General features: G+C 63.6%; 22 protein-coding genes. 14 read left to right on the plus strand and 8 right to left on the minus strand.

What is annotated here, in order from left to right:
- Nucleotides 1-5 precede the first annotated feature (5 nt).
- The 5 genes from ACOJSI_RS18800 to ACOJSI_RS18820 all read left to right on the plus strand — a co-directional run bounded on the left by ACOJSI_RS18800 (nt 6) and on the right by ACOJSI_RS18820 (nt 5,356).
- Nucleotides 6-1,232, plus strand: a complete 1,227-nt coding sequence (locus ACOJSI_RS18800) for an iron-containing alcohol dehydrogenase (protein WP_420139871.1) — start codon at nt 6-8, stop codon at nt 1,230-1,232.
- Between the two features lie 14 nt (nt 1,233-1,246).
- The gene (locus ACOJSI_RS18805; protein ID WP_420139847.1) at nt 1,247-2,731 is read left to right on the plus strand and encodes an NAD-dependent succinate-semialdehyde dehydrogenase; all 1,485 of its coding nucleotides are present in this window, start codon (nt 1,247-1,249) and stop codon (nt 2,729-2,731) included.
- A 61-nt stretch (nt 2,732-2,792) separates the two neighbouring features.
- Nucleotides 2,793-4,706, plus strand: a complete 1,914-nt coding sequence (locus ACOJSI_RS18810) for a PQQ-binding-like beta-propeller repeat protein (protein ID WP_420139848.1) — start codon at nt 2,793-2,795, stop codon at nt 4,704-4,706.
- 15 nt (nt 4,707-4,721) lie between these two features.
- Nucleotides 4,722-4,901, plus strand: coding sequence for a hypothetical protein (locus tag ACOJSI_RS18815; protein ID WP_420139849.1), 180 nt, complete (start codon nt 4,722-4,724; stop codon nt 4,899-4,901).
- Between the two features lie 8 nt (nt 4,902-4,909).
- Nucleotides 4,910-5,356, plus strand: a complete 447-nt coding sequence (locus ACOJSI_RS18820; protein ID WP_420139850.1) for a c-type cytochrome — start codon at nt 4,910-4,912, stop codon at nt 5,354-5,356.
- Nucleotides 5,357-5,558: 202 nt separating this feature from the next.
- Here ACOJSI_RS18820 and ACOJSI_RS18825 read toward each other — a convergent pair whose 3' ends face one another.
- Complete coding sequence (locus tag ACOJSI_RS18825) at nt 5,559-5,762, minus strand: hypothetical protein (RefSeq protein ID WP_420139851.1); 204 nt, start codon at nt 5,760-5,762, stop codon at nt 5,559-5,561.
- Nucleotides 5,763-6,209: 447 nt separating this feature from the next.
- Here ACOJSI_RS18825 and ACOJSI_RS18830 point away from each other — a divergent pair, with 447 nt between their 5' ends.
- Entirely contained in the window at nt 6,210-6,845 is a 636-nt protein-coding gene (locus ACOJSI_RS18830) for a hypothetical protein (protein WP_420139852.1), read from the plus strand.
- A gap of 33 nt (nt 6,846-6,878) precedes the next feature.
- Here the strand turns inward: ACOJSI_RS18830 and ACOJSI_RS18835 are convergent, their stop codons facing one another.
- Complete coding sequence (locus tag ACOJSI_RS18835) at nt 6,879-7,739, minus strand: glucose 1-dehydrogenase (RefSeq protein WP_420139853.1); 861 nt, start codon at nt 7,737-7,739, stop codon at nt 6,879-6,881.
- A gap of 5 nt (nt 7,740-7,744) precedes the next feature.
- A complete protein-coding gene (locus tag ACOJSI_RS18840) occupies nt 7,745-8,545 on the minus strand; it encodes an SDR family NAD(P)-dependent oxidoreductase (protein WP_420139854.1) in 801 nt (266 codons plus the stop codon).
- Between the two features lie 267 nt (nt 8,546-8,812).
- Here ACOJSI_RS18840 and ACOJSI_RS18845 point away from each other — a divergent pair, with 267 nt between their 5' ends.
- Nucleotides 8,813-9,376 carry a hypothetical protein gene (locus tag ACOJSI_RS18845; protein ID WP_420139855.1) on the plus strand — a complete coding sequence of 188 codons (564 nt, stop codon included), beginning with the start codon at nt 8,813-8,815 and terminating at the stop codon, nt 9,374-9,376.
- Between the two features lie 14 nt (nt 9,377-9,390).
- On the opposite strand, the gene ACOJSI_RS18850 is transcribed toward ACOJSI_RS18845, so the two are convergent.
- Entirely contained in the window at nt 9,391-10,173 is a 783-nt protein-coding gene (locus tag ACOJSI_RS18850; protein ID WP_420139856.1) for an enoyl-CoA hydratase, read from the minus strand.
- On the minus strand, nt 10,170-11,357 hold the full coding sequence (locus ACOJSI_RS18855) for a CaiB/BaiF CoA transferase family protein (RefSeq protein ID WP_420139857.1): 1,188 nt from the start codon (nt 11,355-11,357) through the stop codon (nt 10,170-10,172). Before ACOJSI_RS18855 ends, ACOJSI_RS18850 begins: the two co-directional genes overlap by 4 nt.
- Before the next feature lie 177 nt (nt 11,358-11,534).
- On the opposite strand from ACOJSI_RS18855, the gene ACOJSI_RS18860 reads away from it, so the two are divergent.
- From ACOJSI_RS18860 to ACOJSI_RS18875, 4 genes are read left to right on the plus strand one after another with little or no spacing between them, the layout of a single operon-like run.
- The gene (locus ACOJSI_RS18860) at nt 11,535-13,460 is read left to right on the plus strand and encodes a PQQ-binding-like beta-propeller repeat protein (RefSeq protein WP_420139858.1); all 1,926 of its coding nucleotides are present in this window, start codon (nt 11,535-11,537) and stop codon (nt 13,458-13,460) included.
- Nucleotides 13,461-13,473: 13 nt separating this feature from the next.
- Nucleotides 13,474-13,791, plus strand: a complete 318-nt coding sequence (locus tag ACOJSI_RS18865) for a hypothetical protein (RefSeq protein ID WP_420139859.1) — start codon at nt 13,474-13,476, stop codon at nt 13,789-13,791.
- Entirely contained in the window at nt 13,791-14,324 is a 534-nt protein-coding gene (locus ACOJSI_RS18870; protein WP_420139860.1) for a gamma carbonic anhydrase family protein, read from the plus strand. The genes ACOJSI_RS18865 and ACOJSI_RS18870 overlap by 1 nt, the downstream gene beginning before the upstream one ends.
- Before the next feature lie 39 nt (nt 14,325-14,363).
- On the plus strand, nt 14,364-14,804 hold the full coding sequence (locus ACOJSI_RS18875) for a hypothetical protein (protein WP_420139861.1): 441 nt from the start codon (nt 14,364-14,366) through the stop codon (nt 14,802-14,804).
- A gap of 39 nt (nt 14,805-14,843) precedes the next feature.
- On the opposite strand, the gene ACOJSI_RS18880 is transcribed toward ACOJSI_RS18875, so the two are convergent.
- Both ACOJSI_RS18880 and ACOJSI_RS18885 read right to left on the minus strand, forming a co-directional pair.
- On the minus strand, nt 14,844-15,848 hold the full coding sequence (locus tag ACOJSI_RS18880) for an SMP-30/gluconolactonase/LRE family protein (protein WP_420139862.1): 1,005 nt from the start codon (nt 15,846-15,848) through the stop codon (nt 14,844-14,846).
- Between the two features lie 33 nt (nt 15,849-15,881).
- Complete coding sequence (locus ACOJSI_RS18885) at nt 15,882-16,784, minus strand: cupin domain-containing protein (RefSeq protein WP_420139863.1); 903 nt, start codon at nt 16,782-16,784, stop codon at nt 15,882-15,884.
- 115 nt (nt 16,785-16,899) lie between these two features.
- Here ACOJSI_RS18885 and ACOJSI_RS18890 point away from each other — a divergent pair, with 115 nt between their 5' ends.
- Complete coding sequence (locus ACOJSI_RS18890) at nt 16,900-18,216, plus strand: MFS transporter (RefSeq protein WP_420139864.1); 1,317 nt, start codon at nt 16,900-16,902, stop codon at nt 18,214-18,216.
- On the opposite strand, the gene ACOJSI_RS18895 is transcribed toward ACOJSI_RS18890, so the two are convergent.
- The gene (locus tag ACOJSI_RS18895; RefSeq protein WP_420139865.1) at nt 18,194-18,700 is read right to left on the minus strand and encodes a hypothetical protein; all 507 of its coding nucleotides are present in this window, start codon (nt 18,698-18,700) and stop codon (nt 18,194-18,196) included. The two genes, ACOJSI_RS18890 and ACOJSI_RS18895, sit on opposite strands and share 23 nt — an antisense overlap.
- A gap of 98 nt (nt 18,701-18,798) precedes the next feature.
- On the opposite strand from ACOJSI_RS18895, the gene ACOJSI_RS18900 reads away from it, so the two are divergent.
- Both ACOJSI_RS18900 and ACOJSI_RS18905 read left to right on the plus strand, forming a co-directional pair.
- Nucleotides 18,799-19,770, plus strand: coding sequence for a cupin domain-containing protein (locus ACOJSI_RS18900; RefSeq protein WP_420139866.1), 972 nt, complete (start codon nt 18,799-18,801; stop codon nt 19,768-19,770).
- Nucleotides 19,771-20,167: 397 nt separating this feature from the next.
- Nucleotides 20,168-22,348, plus strand: a 2,181-nt coding sequence (locus tag ACOJSI_RS18905) for a TonB-dependent receptor plug domain-containing protein (protein WP_420139867.1), incomplete at its 3' end; no start/stop codon positions are given.

Consider the following 22,348-nt stretch of genomic DNA (forward strand, 5'->3'; position numbering starts at 1 on the left):
CAGACATGCATCCCATGTTCGGCGCGCTGCGCCTCCCGCGCTCGATCCTGTTCGGGCGCGGCCAACGCCGGGCGCTCGGCTCCGCCACCGCGAAGATCGGCAAGCGGGCCTTGCTCTGCACGGATCCGCGCCAGAGCGCGCAGCCGGAATTCCAGGACATGCTCGCCGATCTCGCGGCGAACGGGGTCGAGACGCGCGTCTTCGACCAGACCATCCCGGATCTTCCGATCGGCTCGATCGAGGCCTGCGTCGCGGAAGTCAGCGGCTTCGCGCCGGATGTCGTGATCGGCGTCGGTGGCGGCAGCTCGATGGACATGGCCAAGGTCGTCGCCGTGCTGCTGACCCATGGTGCCGACGTGCGCGCTTATTATGGCGAGTTCGCCGTGCCTGGGCCGGTCATTCCGCTCATCGCGGTGCCGACCACGTCCGGCACGGGCTCCGAAGTGACGCCCGTCGCCGTGGTGGCGGACGAGCAGCGCGGCGCGAAGGTGGGCATCGCCAGCCCGCATCTCATTCCCCTGATCGCGATTTGCGATCCCGAACTCACCGTCACCTGCCCACCCGGCTTGACCGCCTGCTCCGGTGCCGACGCGCTCACGCATGCGGTGGAGGCCTTCACCACGCTGGCACGGCCGATCGACGCGATGCTGACCGAACAGCATGTGTTCGTCGGCAAGAACGTGCTGTCGGATCATTTCGCCAAGCTCGCGGTCGCGAACGTCTTCAAATATCTGGAGCGCGGCTATCGCGACGGATCCGATGTCGAAGCGCGCGAAGGGCTCATGCTCGCAGCGCTCGCCGCGGGCTGCGCCTTCGGCACGGCCGGCACGGCGGCCGCCCATGCCCTCCAATATCCGGTGGGCAATCTCACCCACACCGCTCACGGTGACGGCGTGGCGACCTTGCTGCCCTATGTGATGCAGTTCAATCGCCCGTCCTGCGTCGGTGCCTTTGCCGAACTCGCGCAGACGATCGGCCTCCCGGAAGGATCGCCGGACGCCATGTCGCAGGCCTTCATCGACGCGGTCGCGGCCCTGTTGGCCTCGGTGAAAATCCCGGTCTCGCTCGCCGCGCTCGGCTTGCCGGCGGATCAGCAGGAATTCGTCGCGGAGAACGCGCTGAACGCCGCGCGGCTCGTCAAGAACAATCCCCGTCCTCTCGATCTCGCCGCCATGCAGAGCATCACGCGCGCCGCTTATTCCGGTGATCGCGCGGCTCTGCGCACGATCTGAACAAGGTATCCTCCATGTCCGCCGTAAATAGTTACGCCACCCCGCAGGACGGCCAGCCGGGTCCGTTCGCCATTCCCACCGATCTGCTGATCGGCAGCGCCTGGCTACCTTCTACCACCGGCAAGCGGATCGACATTCTCGATCCGGCTAATGAGCAGGTGATCACGTCTGTCGCGGATGCCGATGTCTCGGAGGGCATCGCAGCCGTCGATGCCGCGGCCGCAGCCGCAGCCGCGTGGGCGGCCACGCCCCCGCGCAAGCGTGCGGACATCCTGCTCGCCTGCTTCCACGGCATGATGGAGCAGCAGGAATGGCTGGCACAACTCATCTCGACCGAGAATGGCAAAGCCTTGAGCGATGCGCGCGGCGAAGTCGCCTACGCGGCCGAATTCTTCCGTTGGTATGCCGAAGAGGCGGTGCGCATCACCGGCGATCTCGGCATGTCGCCGTCCGGCGCCAACCGCATCCTGGTGCAATATCAGCCGATCGGCATCGCCTTGCTGATCACGCCGTGGAATTTCCCCGCGGCGATGGCCACGCGGAAGATCGCGCCCGCGCTTGCCGCCGGCTGCACCTGCATCCTCAAGCCGGCGGAGGAAACGCCGCTCACCGCGCTTGCCGTGGCGGAGATCATGCGCCGCGCTGGCGTGCCCGATGGCGTCGTCAACATCATCAATACCAGCGATCCCGGCCCGGTCTGCAGTGCCATCCTTCACGATCCGCGCGTGCGCAAATTGTCTTTCACCGGATCGACCGAGGTTGGCCGCATCCTGCTGCGCGAGGCGGCGGATTCGGTGATCAGCTCCTCGATGGAATTGGGCGGCAATGCGCCTTTCCTGGTGTTCGACGATGCCAATCTCGATGATGTGATCGAGGGGGCGATGGTCGCCAAGATGCGCAATGCCGGCGAAGCCTGCACCGCCGCCAACCGCTTCTATGTCCAGCGCGGTATCCATGACGCCTTCGTCGCCAAGCTGGTCGACCGGATGGGGGCGATGAAGATGGGTCCAGGTCTGTCCGACGGCACGCAATGCGGCGCGATGATCAACCGCGCCGCGATCGACAAGATCGAAAGCCTCGTCGCGGACGCGGTGAACAGGGGCGCCACGGTGGCGCTCGGCGGCGAAACGCCGGCGGGAGCAGGCTTCTTCTATCCGCCGTCGGTTATCTCCAATGTTCAGCCGGGCTCCGAAATCCTCCAGACCGAGGTGTTCGGGCCGGTCGCCGCGATTATCCCGTTCGACGATCCGGAAGAGGCGATCGCGCTCGCCAACGCCACCGAATATGGTCTCGCCGCTTATGTCTATTCGGACAATCTGAAGCGCGCGCTCCAGGTTGCCGAGCGGATCGAATGCGGCATGGTTGCCGTCAATCGCGGCCTTGTCTCCGATGCGGCGGCACCGTTCGGTGGCGTGAAGCAAAGCGGGCTCGGTCGCGAAGGCGCGCATCACGGCCTGCTCGAATATTGCGAAGCCAAATATATCGCCGTTAGCTGGTAGCGGACGGCGCGGACCAAAAAACAAGCACAAGGGCACCGATAAGCCCAACGTGAGGATGAAGATGGAAGGCATTTCGCGGCGGGGCTTGCTCGCCAGTACCGCATCGACCTTCGTGCTTTCGGGGCTGCTTCCCGGCGCCCGGCTCTCGGCTGCGGCGCCGGCGGCAGCATCTCCCGCGGCGCCCGTGGCCGATACCGAATGGCGCCATTATGCCGCGGATCAGGCCAATACGCGTTATTCGCCGCTGGCGCAGATCAATGCGGATAATTTCAACGATCTGCAGGTTGCCTGGACGTTCAAGACGGACGCACTGGGCGCGCGCAAGGAATATCAGTTCGAATCCACGCCGCTGCTGATCAAGGGGCGGCTGTTCACCACTGCAGGTTCAAGACGGGCCTGTGTAGCGCTGGATGCGGCGACCGGCGAATTGGTGTGGATGCATCGGCTTGACGAAGGTCGCCGCGCGCTCAACTCGCCGCGCCAACTGTCAGGCCACGGCTGTTCTTACTGGACCGATGGAACCAAGGAACGCATTCTCTACGTTACGACCGGCTATCAATTGATCTCCCTCGACGCTGCGACTGGTATTCCGGATCCGGCGTTCGGCACCGATGGCGTGGTCGATCTCAAGAAGGATTTCGATCAGGAGATCGATCTCGTCAATTCGGACGTCGGGCTGCATGCGACCCCGCTGATCGCCCGCAATGTCGTGGTGGTGGGGGCCGCCCATACGGCGGGTGACGTTCCGGCGACGCGCAAGAATGTGAAGGGCTATGTTCGCGGCTTCGACGTCACGACCGGCCGCCGCAAATGGATCTTCCACACCATCCCGCGCAAAGGCGAGTTCGGCTACGAAACCTGGCTGAACGGCGATGCCGATGAAGCCGGCAATGGCGGCGTCTGGGCCGAAATGTCGGCCGACGAAGAGCTTGGCCTCGTCTATGTGCCGGTCGAACAGCCGACCGGTGACGAGATGGGCATGTACCGGCGCGGCAATGCTCTTTTCGGCGAGACGTTGGTGGCGCTCGACATCGATACCGGCGTGCGCAAATGGCATTATCAGTTCGAGCATCACGGCCTGTGGGACCGCGATCTGCCCTGCGCGCCAATCCTGTGTGACATCCCGCACAAGGGCCGCATCGTCAAAGCCCTGGCGCAGCCGACCAAGCAGGCCTTCCTGTTCGTGCTGGATCGCACCAACGGCAAGCCCTTGTGGCCGATCATCGAGCGCAAGGTAGAGAAAGGCGACGTTCCCGGTGAATGGTATTCGCCGACCCAACCCGTGCCGAGCAAACCGCCAGCTTACGACCGGCAGGGGATCGGCATCGACGATCTGATCGACTTCACGCCGGAGCTGCGCGCGGCCGCGGTGGAATTCGTCAAGGATTACAAGCTCGGCCCACTCTACACGCCACCGGTGCTGAGCCGGCCTGGCCGCTGGGGCACGATCGCACTGCCTGGCGTGCAGGGCGGCACCAATTGGCCGGGAGGGTCCTACGATCCCGACAATTTCACCGTCTACGTCTATTCCAAGACGCAGCCGGCGCTTCTTGGGATCATTCCCAATCAGGATCCGGCTGTATCCGATTTCTCCTATGTCCATGGCGTCGCGGGCAACACGCCGCGGCCGCAGATTTCGATGGGCGCGGAATTGCCGCCGGGTGCGTTCCGCGGTCCGCCGCCGCCGCCGAAGGTTCCCGCCGGGCAAAAGGCGCCCACGCGTCCGCCGGGCTTCCTGACGGTCGAAGGGCTACCGATCATCAAGCCGCCTTACGGCCGCATCACGGCGATCGATCTGTCCAAGGGGGATATCACCTGGCAGGTGGCGCATGGTGAGACGCCGGACGACATCCGCAATCATCCCAAGCTCAAAGGGCTTAAGATCCCGCGGACCGGCCGCCCCGGCAACCTCGGCCCGTTGGCGACCAAGACGCTGGTCATCTGTGGTGAGGCCGGCTTCTACACCAATGAATAAGGCGTGCGCGGTGCGATGCTGCGCGCCTATGACAAGGCGACGGGGGAAGAAAAAGGCGCGGTCTATATGCCGGCCCCGCAGAGCGGCTCCCCGATGACTTATATGCTTAAAGGAAAACAATATATTGTCGTCGCGATCGGCGGCGGTAATTATAGTGCCGAGCTTGTCGCGTATCGTTTGCCAGGGAAAGCATGATGGTCAGGATGTCGAATATTCGTCGTATCGGTGCCGCCTCGTGCGGTGTTGCCATGCTGCTCGTTGGCGCCGCCATTGCTCACGCTCAGGCCACCGAACGTTCGGTCTGGTCGGGCGTCTATACGGCGGAGCAAGCGGGTCGCGGCAAGGCCGCGTATGACGAACAATGCGCCGCCTGCCACGGTGCCTCGCTGACCGGCGGCGATGTCGCGCCGCCTTTGTCGGGCAGCGCATTCCTGAACAACTGGAACAACACCTCCGCGGGCGATCTGTTCGAACGTATTCACACGACTATGCCGCAGAGCGCGCCTGGTAGCCTCAGCGGGAAGACGGTGTCCGATATCGAAGCCTATATGTTCCAGGCCAACGGATTCCCGGCGGGGCAGGTCGCGCTGCCACCGTCCCAGCCGATGATGGCGGGCATCAAGATCGTTGCGACCAAGCCCGCAGGGTAGGGGCGGCGCGGACCGCTGGCGCGGTCTTCGATGCTCCGGCCGCCAAGGCTGCATGAAGCCCTTTGACGTCGTACGCGCGTTCGCTTCGTGGAAGTCGTGAGGACGGACATAGGCGGGGCTCCGCGGTGTGCGCCTCCGGCTGGCCCCGCACATCATTTCTTGCCGATGCAGACCTCGTGTTGGAACGTCCGCAGGGTCCATTTTATCTATTTTCAGGAACATTCAACGGCTTATTCGCCGATTCATCGGACAGGCAAAGAAGAACGATCAAAGCGATCAGGCCACCGAAGAAGCCGATGAATCCCCACAAAGTGGTATCACGGCCCTTCTTCCCGGCGATCGTATAGCATGCCCATGCGAACAACGCGCCGAAAATGAGGCTGAAAAGTATCGTCATCAAGCTCATTGCAGACCTCCCATGTCACTCGACCGCGTGCGGTCATTGCTACGCTCAGCTGCAGCACATCGTCCGACACAGCGTATAGTTCCAAAAGATCGTAGAAAAGGCGTGGCTGTTCACTTGTGACAGGGTTCCGCCGGGCGCTGGGATATCGGTAGGCGCGGCAATTTATCCCGTATTTTTCGTAGGATAGCATTAGTCCTTTGATCTTTGACTATCCGGGCATGGAAATATTATGCTTATTCTTCGTGTCGTTACGTGACCAACGACCCATGTCGGCGCGCCCATGGAAGCGCGAAGGTATACGAGACAGTGGCAATCGGCCTGCCGTCCGTTGCATCCATCCCTTGGCGCCTCATCGACCCCCGCCTATCACCAACTGCTGGCGGCAGGCTGTTACGCGGACGGCTCGGTAAGAACGTCCCATGCCCCATATTATGCGGGGGGAATGCCATGACACCTTTATTGATGCTCGCCGCGATGCTGCTGGCCGCGCCTCAGGATGACGCTGCCGACGCCCAACCGCCACAGGACGAACTCATCCATTCCGATCTTCCATTGTGGGCAGGCGATGCCGACACGATGTGGCCGCGCTCTTTCCAGGATGACGCGTCGTTCGGCTGTGTGACCAAGATCGCATATGGTGATTGGCGTTTCGACAGCAGCGATCCTGAGGAAGATCCAACTTGGTATCGCTGGACCAATTATGGTGTCGTCCATTGCATCATGATGTCGCGCGATGCGGAGCGTCGAAGCATGCTTCGCGCAGCACCGAGCAGAGCAGCCTACCTGATCGAATTGGGAACGGCTGTGGGGCGCCAAGGACCGGTCGCGCTTTGGGCACTGCAGCAGGGGGCAATGCCCGGCAGCGACTACATCTTGCTGTCGAGTGCACCGCAATCCGGCGTGGTCACCGCCTTCGACGTGTTGCCCCGCGAGTGCCCCGCCGAATATTGGCGCCAAGGGCCGCAACTGAGCATCCTGAAAACCAGTTACTGCGCGATCACAAGCCGCGATGCCCTGATTGCGATGGCGCGTCGGATGGTGCTGCGGCCGCCGCTTGGACGCCTGGTTCTGCAGTCGAAGTGAAAGCCGGTCGGCCGCAGGGCCCACCAGCCAAATTTAAATGATCGGCTTGCCACCTGTGACGGCCACCGTCGCGCCGGACACATAGCTCGCCTCATCCGTGGCCAGCATGACGTAAACCGGCGCCAGTTCCTTCGGCTGCGCTGGGCGACCCATAGGGTAATCTTCGCCGAAGGATTTCACCTGATCCGGCGGCATCGTCGACGGGATCAACGGGGTCCATACCGGCCCCGGAGCGACGCAATTCACCCGGATGTTGCGGTCTGCCAGCATCTGGGCAAGGCCGCCGGAGAAATTCTGGATCGCACCCTTGGTGGTTGCGTAAGGCAGCAGCGATTGCTTCGGCATGTCGGCATTGACCGAAGTGGTGTTGATGATAGCGCCACCCTGCATGTGGGGCACCGCTGCCTTGGCGAGATAGAACATGGCGTGGATGTTGGTCTGGAAGGTCTGCTCCCATTCCTCATCCGGAATATCTTCCAGTCGCTCGAACGTCATCTGATGCGCGGCATTGTTGACGAGGATATCGATTTTCCCGAATTCGGCTACGGCGCGGTCGATGATGTCATAGCAATGGTCGGCCGAGCCGATATTGCCGGCAACCAGCACGGCTTTGCGTCCCGCTTGTTCGATCCAACGCGCCGTTTCGTCGGCATCCTCATCCTCGTTTAGATAGGCGATCAGGATGTCGGCGCCTTCACGCGCGAAGGCGATCGCGACGGCACGACCGATGCCGCTGTCTCCTCCGGTGATGATCGCTTTCTTGCCTTCCAACCGCCCGGTACCGCGATAGCTTTCCTCGCCATGATCCGGCCGCGGCGTCATCGCCGCGGTGCTGCCTGGCACGTCCTGCTGTTGGTCGGGGAGGGGCGGGCTGATCGTCTCGGCGTTATCCATCTGGTTCACTCCTTCTCGCCAGATCCGGGCTCGGACAGGGCACGATGCACGCGCGCACCGACTTGGGCCGGGATGATGTCGGCGATCCCGCCGAGCACCTTGTTCTTCACGGTCGGCAGGATCTTGTGCTTGTCGGCTATCAGCGCATCGAAGGCGGCACGCGCGACGTCGGCCGGGTCATCCTTGCTGTTTGACGCGCCGGCATTGGTGTCGAGCATGTCGGCGCGCGCGAAGAAGTCGGTATCGGTGACGCCGGGCATCAGGACGGTGACGCCGACGCCACTATCCTTCAATTCGTTACGCAGCGCCTCGCCGAACCAGCGCAGGAACACCTTGGTTGCGCCATAAACGGCTTCGAACGGATCCGGGTGGGTGGCGGCGATGGAGGAGGTTAAGAGAATCTTGCCGCTTCCGCGGGCCACCATGCCCCTTACCACAAGCTTGGTCAGCTGAACCGCGCCGCGCACGTTGAGGTCGATCATGCGCAGTTCGCGCTGCAAATCGGTCTCGACGAACGGCCCGCCCAGCCCAACCCCGGCATTGACGCATAATATGTCGACCGCCCGGTCGCCAATCGCGGCGTACAGGCTGGCGACGCCCTCCTCGGTGGCGAGGTCGCTTGCATGCGTATGGATCGTGGCGCCGTCCTGTGCCAGCGCATCCTGCGCTTCTGCCAGATGCTGAGCATTCTCCGCGGCGATCAGCACGTCATAGCCATGATCGGCAAATTGCAGTGCCAGCTCATAGCCGATGCCGTTGGATCCGCCGGTCACGACCGCGAACGGCCTCGCTTCTGCATCCGTCATTGATGAGCCTCTCAGTTAATCTCTCCGGGCAGCAGCGATCCGGGCCGGCTGGCCAGGGCCGCTGCTGACGGGAAGGATCGTTCGTATTGTGTGTTGGAGGAACGGGTGCCCGCAAACTTCCGTTCCCGGCACTTCGACCCAAAAACCACGTCATTAACGTGCGTTATGACGATCTTTGCGATTGTCCCGGAGTCTTCAGAAATTCGCAGGATTGCGAAATGCAACTTAGATTAGTTCTTCTCGTTCAGCGGAAAAGAGGGAGCAGGCATGGCTACAGCTGATCGGCCCGCATTCTGGAAGTTTCCGTGGATCGTCAAAGGACCGCTGATCGGCGGTCTCGCCTTGCTTCTCATCGCCATGGCGCTCGTCGCGGCGCGCTGGCAGTTCCTTGCCACCGCATCGCATGCAACCGCCACCGTGAGCGCGGTCACCCTGGAGGCGATGCAGGATAACAGTCCGGGCTATCGGATATCGGTGTCCTTCCGCGATCCAGCCCGCGGCCTGGTGACGGTGCGCTCGTCGGTCGTCAGCAGCTCGACATCGTGGCGCGTGGGGGACCAGGTCGGTGTCGATTATCCTGCTGGCGAACCCGAGCAGGCCCTCATCGCGACATTCGTCGATCGCTGGCTTGCACCATTGGTCATCGGCGGCATCGCAATGGTCGCGCTCATCATCGGCGGCTGTGGTGCCTGGATGATGGGCCGCCCGGAAACACGGATCCGGCGGGTCGGCAACGCCGTCGTCGGCATGTCCTGGCAGCGCGGCGCGACGTTCGAAATGCCTCCGCCAGACACGGCCGCGCCGCCGCCGGGAGAGCGCCCGCAGCGCTGAGCGCCCCTGATGCCTCAGTCGCCGGTCCAGTCCGGTAGCGTCTTCGTGCCGCCCAGAAAGGTCGCCACGCCACGCCGGAAATCGGCGCTGCCATAGACTTGAGCGATAAGATCCTCGACGTCCGGCAAACCGGCATAACGTAGTCGGCGTAGCATTTCCTTGGTGGCCGCCGTGGTCAGCGGCGCATTCTCTGCCGCGCGCCGAGACAATGTTTCGGCGGCACTGTCCAGTTCGTCCGGCTCGACGATCTGGTGGAGAAAGCCGCTCGCGAGCAATTCCGGTGCCGGGATCAGCTCGCCGAGCAGCACCATCCGCTTGGCGAACTGCACGCCGATAGCGGCACCGATCCGCGCCACGCTATGGGCCGACAGACAATTGCCGATCGTCCGGCCGATGGGGGAGCCGAAGCGCGCATTCGGTGTCGCGATGCGGAAGTCGCAGGCCGACGAAATATTGAGGCCGCCGCCGACGGCCCAGCCTTCGACGATCGCGATCGTGGTGCACGGGATAGCATCGATTGCACCCATGCAGATGTCGATGTCGCGCTCATAATCGACGCCCTGCTGGCCGGTCGCATAATCGGCGAATTTGGTGATGTCGGTGCCGGAGATGAACGCTTTGCCGCCGACGCCTCGAAAGGTGGCGACACGGATGGATCGATCCTGCGCAATGTCATAGGCGGCGTCGCGCAGGTCGTGCCACATCTGACTGGTCAGCGCGTTATGCGCGCGCTGATTGTCGAAGCGGACATGGGCTGCCCCATCCTTCTTCTCGTAGACGAGACGGGCGTCGCTCATTCCGCCGCCTCCGCCGATGGCTGCAGCAAGCCCTTGTCGATCAGCTCCTGCCGGATCGCATCGCCATGTTCGTTGAGGAGGGGCGGGGGCATGCGCACCTGCTGTGGCGTACCGCGCATCTTGACGGGGAAACCCAGCGCCTTGAACTCGCCCTCCACCGGGTGCGGCACCTGCATGACCATCTCGCGCGCGACTGCCTGCTCGCTTTCAACCGCCTCGCCATAGTCCAGGATCGGTGCGGCGGGCACGCCGGCGGCCAGCAGGGCATCGATCCACTCCTGCTTGGTCCGCGCCAGAAAGGTCGGTGCCAGATCCTCGATCAGCACCAGCCGGTTCTGCACACGCGCTGCATTCGTGGAATAGCGCGGATCCTCCTGCAGCTCGGTCCGCCCGATCACCTGCAGGAAAGTCAGCCACAGCCCCTGATTGGCGGCACCGATGACGAACCAGCCGTCGGAGGCATGCACCGCCTGATAAGGAGCGGACATGCGGTTGGCGGAACCGATTGGCGTGGGCGACTTGCCCGTGCCCCACAATTCGGTCGTTTCCCATACGGAAAGGCCGAGCGCCGCTTCCAACAGCGACGCATCGACATATTGTCCCCGCCCGGACGTCTGGCGGCCAATGATCGCGCTCAGCACCGCATAAGCTGTGAACAGGCCGGCGCCCAGATCGGCAACGGCGATCGAATTCTTCGCCGGCTCCATATTGGGGAAACCATTCGAACTCAGTATGCCGGACATGGCTTGCGCGATCAGGTCGAAGCCCGGGCGCTGCGCCCACGGGCCGGTCTGCCCAAAGCCGGAGATGCTGGCATAGACAAGCCGGGGATTAATCTTCGAGAGCGTCTCATAATCGATGCCCAGCCGGCCTGAGACACCTGGCCGCGCATTCTCGATCAGGATATCGGCGGTCTTCACCAGCGCATACAGCACCTCGCGGTCCGCCTCGTCCTTCAGATTCAGCGTGATGCTGCGCTTGTTGCGATTGAGTGCCAGGAAGCCGGGGCTGTCTTCCCCCTTCAGGCGGAAGCCCATGGAATGGCGGGTCGAATCGCCGGTCTTGGGCGGCTCGATCTTGATGACGTCGGCTCCCATGTCGCCGAGCAACATGCAGCAGAATGGCCCGGCCATCACTTGCGAGATGTCCAGCACCCTCAATCCCGCCAGCGGCAAATTCGCCATTTCCATCTCCTGTTTTTCGGCGTCTTCTGGATCGGCTGCCGCTCTTGCGATGTAAACACCTCAGCAGCGTCAGATCATATTGTATATGATTTTGCCCGCTGCTAGCATCGCCTTCGATAAAGAACAATGACGGCCTGTCGATGTCGGCGGAGCCCGCCTGTGATGAGAGGAAGCCGCTTGGAAAAGCAGCATATTTGCCGTTTGCGCGGCGTTGGACCGGCGCTGCTTGCGACGTTGGCTGCGGTGTCTTTTACGTCCGTCTGCGCAGCTGCGGATGCGCCTGGTGACTGGGCTCATTATGGCCGCGACGGCGGCAATGCGCGCTTCTCCCCGCTGAAGGAGGTGACGCCTGCCAATGTCGGCAAGCTGCGCCAGGCCTGGGTCTATCATATGCGGCCCGCCGGCTTCAAAGTGGAAGTCTATCCCGGCTTGCCGGAAGCGGTACGCAAGCGTTTCGCCACAGGCTTTACGCCGTCCGAGGCAACCCCGCTGGTCGTGAAGGGCGTCATGTATCTGCCCACACCCTATTCGCGCGTGGTGGCACTGGATGCCGCCACCGGGCGTGAGCTATGGGCCTATACGATGCCGCCGCGCGATCAGGCCGCGACGCGCGGCGTCTCCTATTGGCCGGGCGGCGACGGCGTCGGTCCGCGGATCGTCTTCGGAACGCGCGCGGGCAAGCTGATCGCGCTCGACGCCGCCACCGGCAAACCCGCCGCCGATTTCGGCGCCGCCGGCATCGTCGACATGAAGACGCCGGAGGTGATGAACGGCAATCGCGGCGCACCGCTCGGTCTGAGCAGTTCGCCCACCGTCTACCGCAACCTCATCATCACCGGCTCACGCGTGCAGGAGATGCCGGTCAAGGGCGCGTCGGGCGACGTACGCGCGTGGGACGCACGCACGGGCAAGCTCGTCTGGACCTTCCATTCCATTCCCCGTCCGGGCGAATTCGGCAACGATACGTGGGAAGGCGACAGCTGGAAGGGGCGTTCGGGCAATAACGTCTGGACCAATGTCGTCGTCGATGCGCAGCGCGGCATCGCCTTCCTGCCTTTTGGTGCGCCCACCTTCGATCGCTGGGGCGGCGATCGCAAGGGTGCCAACCTGTTCGCCAACTCGATCGTTGCGGTCGATGCGAACACCGGCAAATATCTGTGGCATTTCCAGACCGTCCATCATGACATCTGGGATGTCGATCTGCCCGTCGCGACGCTGATCGAGGTGCGCCGCAACGGCCGCACGATCCCGGCCATTGCGGTGATGAACAAGACTGCCCTGATGTTCATCCTCGATCGCACCACCGGCAAGCCGCTCTACGATGTGCGCGAAGTGCCGGTGCCCACCGATACCGATATCCCGGGCGAACAGCCCTGGCCGACCCAGCCAATGCCGGCCGCACCGCCGCCGCTCGCGCGGGTCAGCTACAGCGCCGACGAGATCAACGATCTGACGCCGGCGATGAAGTCGGTCTGTGAGAAGCTGACCAAGGATCTGCTGGTGGTTCCCAGCAAAATGTTCCAGCCGCCCCGCGCCGACAGCGCCGTCAACGGTTTCCCCAGCAGCCTCGGCGGGGTCGACTGGGGTGGCGGCTCGTTCGATCCGCGCACCGGCCTCTATGTGATCAACGTCAATGCGCTGGGCAGTCCGCAGCAACTCGCGCAGCAGCCTGACGGCAGCTGGGGCATGAAAGCGGGCTATGTCTACTTCCAGGATCCCGAGACCCTCAATCCGTGTCAGAAGCCGCCATGGGGTGAGCTGGTCGCGGTAGACGTCAACAAGGGCACTGTTGCGTGGCGTCGTCCGCTCGGCGACAATGCCGATCCGGTGTTCAAGGATGCCGGCCGGATCAGTGCCGGCGGACCGATCACGACGGCGAGCGGCCTGACCTTCATCGGCGCGACCACCGACGACAAGATCCGCGCCTTCGATACCAAGTCCGGCAAGTTGTTGTGGGAAGCGACTTTGCCCGCCTCCAATTACGGTACGCCATTGACCTATCGGGATAAGTCGGGGCGACAGATGATCGGTGTCGTCGCAACCGGCGGCTTTTCAGGCTCCCCGCCGAACAGCGATGCGGTCGTGGCATTCTCGTTGCGTTGAGTTAGGATGAAGCATGCGTAAGATCCTCGGAATTGCCGCCCTGCTGCCTCTGTTCGCCTTGGGTGCCCGCGCGCTCGCGGCCGATGCCCCCGCCGCGCCGCCGCCGGGGCCTGGGCTGGATCTGATCAACGAACGCTGCGTCTTCTGTCACAATAGCGCGCAGATCTTCTCGCAGCACAAGACGGCGCCGGCCTGGGCGGCCACGGTGGAACAGATGGCCAATCGCGGCGCCGAAGTCTCGCCGGAAGAGATGAAGGTGATCGTCGACTATCTGTCCAAAAATTACGGCGGCCCCGATCAATCGACCGCGCCGCCGGCGCCGCAGAAATAATGCCGCTCTACGAAATTGACGGGTTCAGCCCCAGCGTACCCGACACCTCGTGGGTCGCGCCATCTGCCGATCTGGTGGGCGACGTGCAGTTGGGCGAGGGGGTCGGCATCTGGTTCGGGGCGGTAATCCGGGCCGACAATACCCCGATCATCCTCGGCGATCGCACCAATATCCAGGAAGGGGCGATGCTCCACTCCGATCCCGGCAGCCCGCTGACGCTGGGCGAGGATTGCACGGTGGGTCATCATGCGATCCTGCATGGCTGCACCCTGGGCGACCGGGTCCTTGTCGGCATGGGCGCGACCATCTTGAACGACGCCATCATTCCCGACGATTGTCTGATCGGGGCCGGGGCATTGGTGACCGAGGGCAAGACGTTCCCGCCCGGAAGCCTCATCATCGGCTCGCCCGCCAAAGCGGTGCGCGAATTATCGCCGGAAATGCGGGACGGGCTCAAGCGCTCGGCCGCCGGTTATGTCGAGCGACAGGCTCGCTTCGCCGCCAACCTGCGCCGCGTGGACGATCCTGCCTGAGACAAACGCGCAATCGCTGACAATAAAGGGGAGAGGAAGATGCGCACCAGCTTGAAGATCATGGCCTTGCCGCTCGCGATCGGCGGCGCCTCGGCCGTTGCGGCCGCCACGCCGACGCAGGTCGTCGCCCACCATGTCGCGGCGATGAAGAAGGGCGATTTGCGCGCCATCATGTCCGATTATGCCGCCAACACGATCGTCATCACGCCGCCCGGCCTGGTCGCGGGTCAGCCGGCGCGGGAAGCGGGCGTGTTCGTCGGCGCCCGCGCGCGCGCCGTCTTCGCGACGCTCACCGACAAGGATCACCACCCCGGCGTGCGCACGATGCAGTCCAGCATCGCGCCTGCCGGCCCCGATGTCGCGCGCTTGCGCTGGGTGCAGTTCAAGGGCACGCCCCAGCAGGTCAGCGGCGAGGACATCTTCGTCGTGCGCGCCGGCAAGATCGCCTATCAGGCGATCCTGGTCGATCCGCCGCACTGACGAAACGGCGCCGCATGCCGTGAAGGAGGCGGCGCCCGCTTACCGCCGATAGAGCGGCATCTCGCCGCCAACGCGGGTGCGCAGCCGATAAATGCTGGATGAGGCGGTGATGTACAGCACATGCCCATCCTCGGCGAAGGCCAGGTTGGCGGCCACTTCCGGCAGCTTGATCTGGCCCAGCACCTTGCCCTTGGGCGTGACGATGCGGATCCCGCCCGGCCCCGTCGTCCACACATTGCCGGCGCGATCGACCTTCAGCCCATCCGGCCCCTCCGGCCCGTTGCCGGCGGGATAGCGGATCAGCATGCGCGGCCGCGACAGCGCGCCATTCTTCCCGACCGTATAGGCCCGCACATACATGTCCGGCCCGTAATTGCTGACGTACAGCGTCCCGCCGTCAGGCGAGAAGCCGATGCCATTGGGCAAGGTCATGTCGCGGATCGGCGCGGTCAATTTGCCGTTGGCGTAGCGAAACACGCCGTTGAACGGCAGCGCCTTGGCCGGATCCTTGTCCATGCCGTTGAACAGGCCGAACGGCGGATCGGTGAACCACAAGGATCCGTCGCGTGCGAACACCAGATCGTTGGGGCTGTTCAGCCGCTTGCCCTCGAACGCCGTGACGAAAGCATGCGGCTTTCTATTCGCATCCAGCCGCGCGATCCGTCGCGCGCCCATCTGCATCATCAGCACGCTGCCGTCCTTGTCGGTGGCGAGCGCGTTCGAACCGATATTCGCGCCCTTGGGCGGATTCGGATAACCGCCGGAATTGCGCAGGACGACATCCACCTTGCCGGCCGGCGTCACCGTCAACAGCCGGTCGCCCTGAACGTCGGAGAACCATAGCTTGCCCTGGCGCCACATCGGCCCTTCGGCGAAAATGAAGCCGGTGGCGACCCGCTCGATCCGCGTGCCGGGTGCGATCACCGCGTCCAGCGCCGGATCCAGCCGCTCGATCCGCGTCGGCGCCGGTGCCGCCTGGGCCAGCGCGCCGGACGCGCCCAGCAGCACCCATGCCGTCGTCGCCAGCAAAGATCTTTGCCCCACTCTATCGTCTCCCTTGTATGATGAGGTCGTGCTTCAGCGTGGCCGGCGCGGAGCCGTGGCGGCGCGATAGGCAGCCTTGGCATCCAGATCCTTGGCGACGCCGATCACCATCAGCTCCAGCGGCGCCGAACCGGTCGCGCGCAACGCGCGTGTCTGGCCGACGTCGACCGGCACCGCATCGCCGCCATGGATCGCCGCCGTCTCTCCCGCGACATTGATCTCGCCGTCGCCGGACAGAACATAATAGGCCTCGCTGAGACCCGGCTTGCTGCCCGCGCCGACGCTCGTGCCCGGCGGCAGCATCAGATGATCGACATAGGCCCAGGGCGTCGCGAACACGGTCGGATCCAGCAGCCGCCGATAGAGGACGTCACCTTTGCCGCCGTCCATCGCCGTCACCGGCTTCAGCAAGGATCGGTCGAACCGCATGCTGATGAATTGCGGGATGGGGTCGAGCACGACGCCGTCGGTGCGCGGATCGCCAAGGTCGAAATTGTCATAGGCCTTGGTCATGCCGACATTGATGTTCAGCCACTGCAGCGGCCGGTCGGTCGGGTTATAGATGGCGTGCGCGTGGCCCATTCGGTCCGGTACGCCCGCCGGCCCTTGGATGCGCGACGTACGCCCGTCGATCGTGAACTCCGCCTCCCCATCCAGGATGACGAACATCTCCTCAGACTGATTATGGAAATGCTGTCCGATCCCGCTGTGCGGCGCGATCACGCCACGATGGATGAAGATCAGGTTGGTGCTGAGCGCGCCTGCGCCGAGTATCTGGCCGAAGTCCATCGTGCCGGCGCCGGCATGCACCTTGGACAAATGCTGGAATTTGGAGGGATCACTATGGCCGATCCGTTCGGCCAGTGGCGGCGCGGCGGCAGCGCTTCCGGCCAGCAGCATGGCGAACGCAGGCGTCCACGCACGACGTCGTCCCATCATCATCCCCTCTCATGCCGGTGACCGGTCTTTACGCGGCCATACAAGCATCGTAGTAGAAATCATATAGGATATTATAGCGTCACGAAAAACCGACGCTGATTGAGGGGATGTCATGGCGGAATTGACGCGCTCACGGGTGAGGCTCGGCCTCGTCTTTTTCCTGTTCATCATCAGCGCCATCGCTTTCCTCGATCGCACCAACATCTCGGTCGCGGGCGTCGAGATGCGTCAGGAATATGGGATTGATCAGGTTCGTCTCGGCTGGGTCTTCAGCGCCTTCCTCGTCGGCTATGCCCTGTTTCAGGTGCCGGCCGGCTGGCTCTCCGCGCGTTTCGGGCCGCGCAAGGTGCTCACCTGCGCGCTCGTCTGGTGGGGCGTCTTCACCGCCTTGACTGCCCTGGTTCCACCGGGCGCGCCGCACGCGCTGATGATGCTGGTCGGGGTGCGTTTCGCGCTCGGCATCGGTGAATCGGTCGTCTACCCGTCGGGCAACCAGTTCCTGTCGCGCTGGATCCCGGCGCAGGAACGCGGCAAGGCCAATGGCCTCATCTTTGCCGGCGTCGGTGCCGGCTCCGGCATCACGCCGCCGCTGATCACCGCCATCATCCTGTGGGGCGGCTGGCGCGCCTCCTTCTACGTCTGCGCCGCCGTCGGCCTGATCGCGGGCCTGATCTGGTATTGGCTGGCACGGGATCGGCCTCAGGACCATGCCGGCGTCAACGATGCCGAGCGTGCGCATATCGAAGCCGGCCTGCCACCCGCACCGGTCGGCATGCAGGCGCCGGTGCCGTGGCGCGCCATCTTCGGCAGCCTCAACGTCTGGGGCCTGTTCGTGAGCTATTTCGCGTTCGGCTATGTGATCTGGATCTTCTTCAGCTGGTTCTACACCTATCTGCACGACGCGCGCGGCCTGGATCTGAAGGCCACCGCCGCCTACGCCATGCTCCCCTTCCTGTGCATGACCGGCGGCTGCCTCGCCGGCGGCGTGCTGAACGATATGATCGCCGCGCGGCACGGCCTCTATTGGGGCCGCTCCGGCGTGGCGATCGTCTCCTTCATTCTGACCGGCCTGTTCCTTATGATCGGATCCACGGCGGACAATACGGTCGTGGCGGTGGTCGTGCTCGCCGCGGGGGCAGGGGCGATCTATTTGTCGCAAAGCTCCTTCTGGTCGGTCACGGCCGACATTGCCGGGCCGCATAGCGGTGTCGTGTCGGGCTTCATGAACATGGGGTGCCAGATCGGCGGGGCGCTCACCTCCTCGCTGACGCCCTGGATCGCCCAGCAATTCGGCTGGATGGCCGCCTTCTTCGTCGGCGCCGGCATCGTGCTCGCCGGCGTCATCGCCTGGGCGGTGGTGGATCCGAACCGCTTGCTCGAACCCAAGGGCGCCGCCGACGATCTGCTTACTGCTCCCGTGCCAGCCTGATCGCAATCGGATCGCGCCCGGCCGTGTCGAGATAGGTGGTACCGGCAAAGGTGCGGCGGATATGCACGGCCGCGCCGACCGGCACCGGCGGCGCAACGCTGGTGGTCAGATAGGCGCTGCCATCCTCCAGCACGAGCCGGTAATAGCCATGCCGCTGCGGCACCACCGCTGCGATGCGGCTGTCGAAATTGGATCGGCGCTTCAGATCCTCCCGCTGGGCGCGCGCCGTATCGTGTGCAGGCCTGGTCATGATCGGGGCTGCGGGCTGCGCGCTATCAGTCGATCGCGTCGGGGCGGGCACATAAGGGGCCGGGGCAGGGCCGGGCGACGGCGCTTCCCCGCCGATCATGTCGTAACAGCGCAGCCGCGTTGGTGGATCGGACAGCGCCCGGCACTCGGCCATCGTGCGCGGTGCGGCCGATGCGGCCGACGTGGCGAGGGCGATCGCGACCGCGCTTAACGCCAGGTTTGAACTGCGCTTCATCATCGTCTCCTGCACCTGATTATTCGTTTGACTGCACTCCAAGCATCATATCATATATGATGCAACAACAAGCCGACACAGGCTGGGAGGAGAGGAACATGCTGCGGATCAGGACCGCGCTGTCGCTGTGCGCGATTGCATCCATTGCTTCGATCGGGGCCGCGCAGCCGCCCTCTCCGGCCGGCGCCCCTGCAGGCGGGCGACCCCCACTGGAAATCGCCTGGTCGCCGAAGCGGACACCTTATCGCGCCTATGAAGCGCCCAACCGCGCCTGGTGGAAGCTGGCCGACGTCCGCGCGATGCACAAGGGCCAGAAGAGCTGGGTGCAGCCGATCGTCCGCAACAAGGATCTGATGGCGGATTGGCATCAAATGGCGGTGGGCGAACGCACGCCGCAGCTCGGTTATCCGGACAATCGGACCGCACTCATCGTGTGGGACGGGCAGCTCAAGGTCAGCATCAAGGGGCAGGATCCCTTCGTGGCCACCAAGGGCTTCGAGATCGACATACCGTTCCGCGTTCCGTTCACGCTCGAAGCGGTCGGCGACACGCCCGCTTTGTGGTTCGAAGTCCACGCGGCGGGGGATCTGCCGATCTATCCGGTGGAAACCACCCCGCAAAAGCCCAAGGATGTCGCCGGCTTCAGCTATCAGCAGGCCGTTCTGGGCGGCGGTCCGGGCCGATATGACGAGACGAACAAACCCTACCTGGATTACGTCAAGGACGTCGTTCGGGGTGGCGCGCGCGCCGGCGCCTTCATCTCCGGCGATCACATGTTCGTGAACAACATCCGTGGCAAGGGCACGCCGACGCCGCCCGCCAGCAACCTCGGGCACTTCCACTTTGGCCATGACGAATTCTGGTTCATCATGGAAGGCGACATCGATTATCAGATCGAAGGCGTGCCTTTCTTCACCGCGCATGCCGGCGACATCGTCCTGGCCGCCCAGGGACGGTGGCACCGGGCGAGCTTCGGTGGACCGGTCGGGCAGATGGATACGCGGGTCGCGATAAATCCCTACCCCTACGGCCTTCATAATTACTCGGTGCAGTCCGGCGGCCGCCAGTGAAGCGCTCCTGACACCTTATCCGATGGCACTCTGCGCGTGGACCCCTCGTTCGCGCTATGCGGTAGAGTAGCGTAACAAATAAAGATCATGAAACGCGACTCTGTGCGATGAATATCGCGCCGAGCGATTCCGCTTGCCGCAAAGCCGGCAAGATGATGATTCGGAACGGCGCTTGATATATCCCGATCTATTGAGAATTTATCTCCATAATATTTGTGCAACGCAGCGTAGAGCGCGGATAGAAGCATTGTAGACTTGCGCTATATCGCAGGTGCACAGGCATAATCATGCGTAAACTTGACGAGTTGTGATATCCGCCGTACTTCGCGCTGGATCGTATATGATATGAAAACACGAATACGGTCGCTGGATGGGCAAAAACCAAAGGGGTGGAGAGATGCGAGTCACGTCACGCATGAACTATCAGGGCTCTGTGCTTGCCATGGCGGTCGCCGTGTTGGCGGCCAACGCCGCCCGCGCGCAGACCGCGGGCGATCAGGCGCCTGCTAACCCGACACCGGTCATCGCCGCAGAGGTGTCCGCCGAGAATGTCGGCGAAATCGTGGTCACGGGATCGAAGATCCGTGGCGTGGCGCCGATCGGCTCCAATCTGATTTCGGTGGGTGAGGCGACGATCGAGAAGACCGCGCCCGTTAACGTGTCACAACTCGTGAATACGGTTCCATCGATTTCGACGGCGGGGTCCGCGTCCCAGGGCGAAAACGCATATTCCTATTATTCGCCGCAGATCCACAGTCTTGCCGGCTCGTCGTCAAACACGACGTTGGTCATCCTCGACGGCCTGCGCCTGCCCGGCGGCGGCACCCAATTCGCGCAGACCGATCCGAACATCATCCCCGTCACCGCGATCCAGCGGGTCGAGGTCCTCGCCGACGGCGCGTCCTCGGTCTACGGTTCGGACGCCGTTGCGGGCGTGGTCAACTTCATCACGCGCCGCACCTTCGACGGGTTCGAGGCCAATGCCCAATATGGCTTTGGCGACCATTATCACAATTCCAACCTCAGCTTCATCTGGGGCAAGAAGTGGGACACCGGCGGCGTCTATGTCGCAGGTGCTTATACCGATCAGTCGAAGCTGCTGAACCGCCATCGCGATTTCTCAAGCCTGGGCGATTATCGCCCGCTCGGCGGCAGCAACAACAACAGCTATCAATGCAATCCCGCGACGATCCAGGTGCCGGGCGTCAGTGGTGTCTATCTTTCGCCGGATGCCACCAGCACGGTACCCAACATCGTCGCCAATTCGCCCTGTAACAACTCGGTCTACGCGACGCTGCTGCCCAGCCAATATCGTGCCAACGGCATGATCAAGGTGACGAACGACTTCTCCGATAAGCTGACCGTCACCGCCATGCTGAACTACAGCCGGCAGGAAACGCATTCGCCCAACGGACCCGGCACGCTCAGCAACATCACGGCCTTCGGCCCCGGCTATACCGATGCCCGCCAGATCAACCCCTTCTACCTCGCCCCGGCGGGGTCGCCGGGTGCGCCGCGCCAGACCATCAGCTGGGTCGGCCTCACCAAGGACGGCAAATACGGGCAGACGGAATCGCAGGCGGACTCGATCTACGCGACCGCGGTGGTCGATTATAAGATCACCAGCAGCTGGACGGCGACGCTCAGTGACGCCTTCGGGTGGAACCGTTCGGCGCTCAACACGATCAACGGCTTCTGCACCGCCTGCGCTACGCTGGCGCTCAACGGAACGGCGCAGGCCAGCGGCAATCCGTTGGTCAGCGATATTGCCGGCCAGAACGTTATCGCGCTGAACGTGCCGCTTACGACCGCGAATTCGCTCGACGTGTGGCGGCCTTTTGGCAGCGCGCTAACGTCCGATGCGGTTCTGCGCTCGCTCTACCGCAACAATAGCGAGAATACGAACTTCAACACGTTCAACCAGATCAAGCTGGACTTCCAGGGCTCCCTGTTCGCGCTGCCCGCCGGCTCGGTCAAACTGGCCTTCGGTGGTGAATATTATTGGGCGGAGGAAACCCAGAAGATCACCGGGTCCAACAATACCGGCCCGACCAGCACGGGATCGAACTTCCGCGTCTTCAATTACAGCCGCAACGTGAAGTCGGCGTATGCCGAATTGTACATTCCGGTCATCTCGCCAGAGATGGACATTCCGTTCGCCCACCGCATCGACCTCAGCATTTCAGGCCGGTACGACAAATATAGCGACGTCGGGTCGACCAAGAATCCCAAGTTCGCGGCAAATTGGGAACCGGTCGAAGGGCTGAAATTCCGCGGTAACTATTCGCGTGCGTTCGTTGCGCCGCCGCTCGCCGTGATCGGCGATCCGTCGCAGGGTTATCTGTACGCGTCGGGCAGCGTCGGCGTGAACGGCACGCAGATCGCCGTCCCGCTCGCCAATTACCCGACGGTGGCGCAGATTCCGGGCGTACAGTGCACCGCCACCACCTGCACCATCGGCACCAATGCGGTGCAGGGCCTGCGGCGTCAGTTGGGCGGCGGCTTCAGCAACATGGTCCCGCAAAAAGGCCGCAGCTGGTCGGCGGGTGCGGATTTCGCGCCACGCTTCCTGCCCGGC

The sequence above is a fragment of the Sphingomonas sp. genome (assembly GCF_048595155.1).
Classification (GTDB): domain Bacteria; phylum Pseudomonadota; class Alphaproteobacteria; order Sphingomonadales; family Sphingomonadaceae; genus Sphingomonas_I.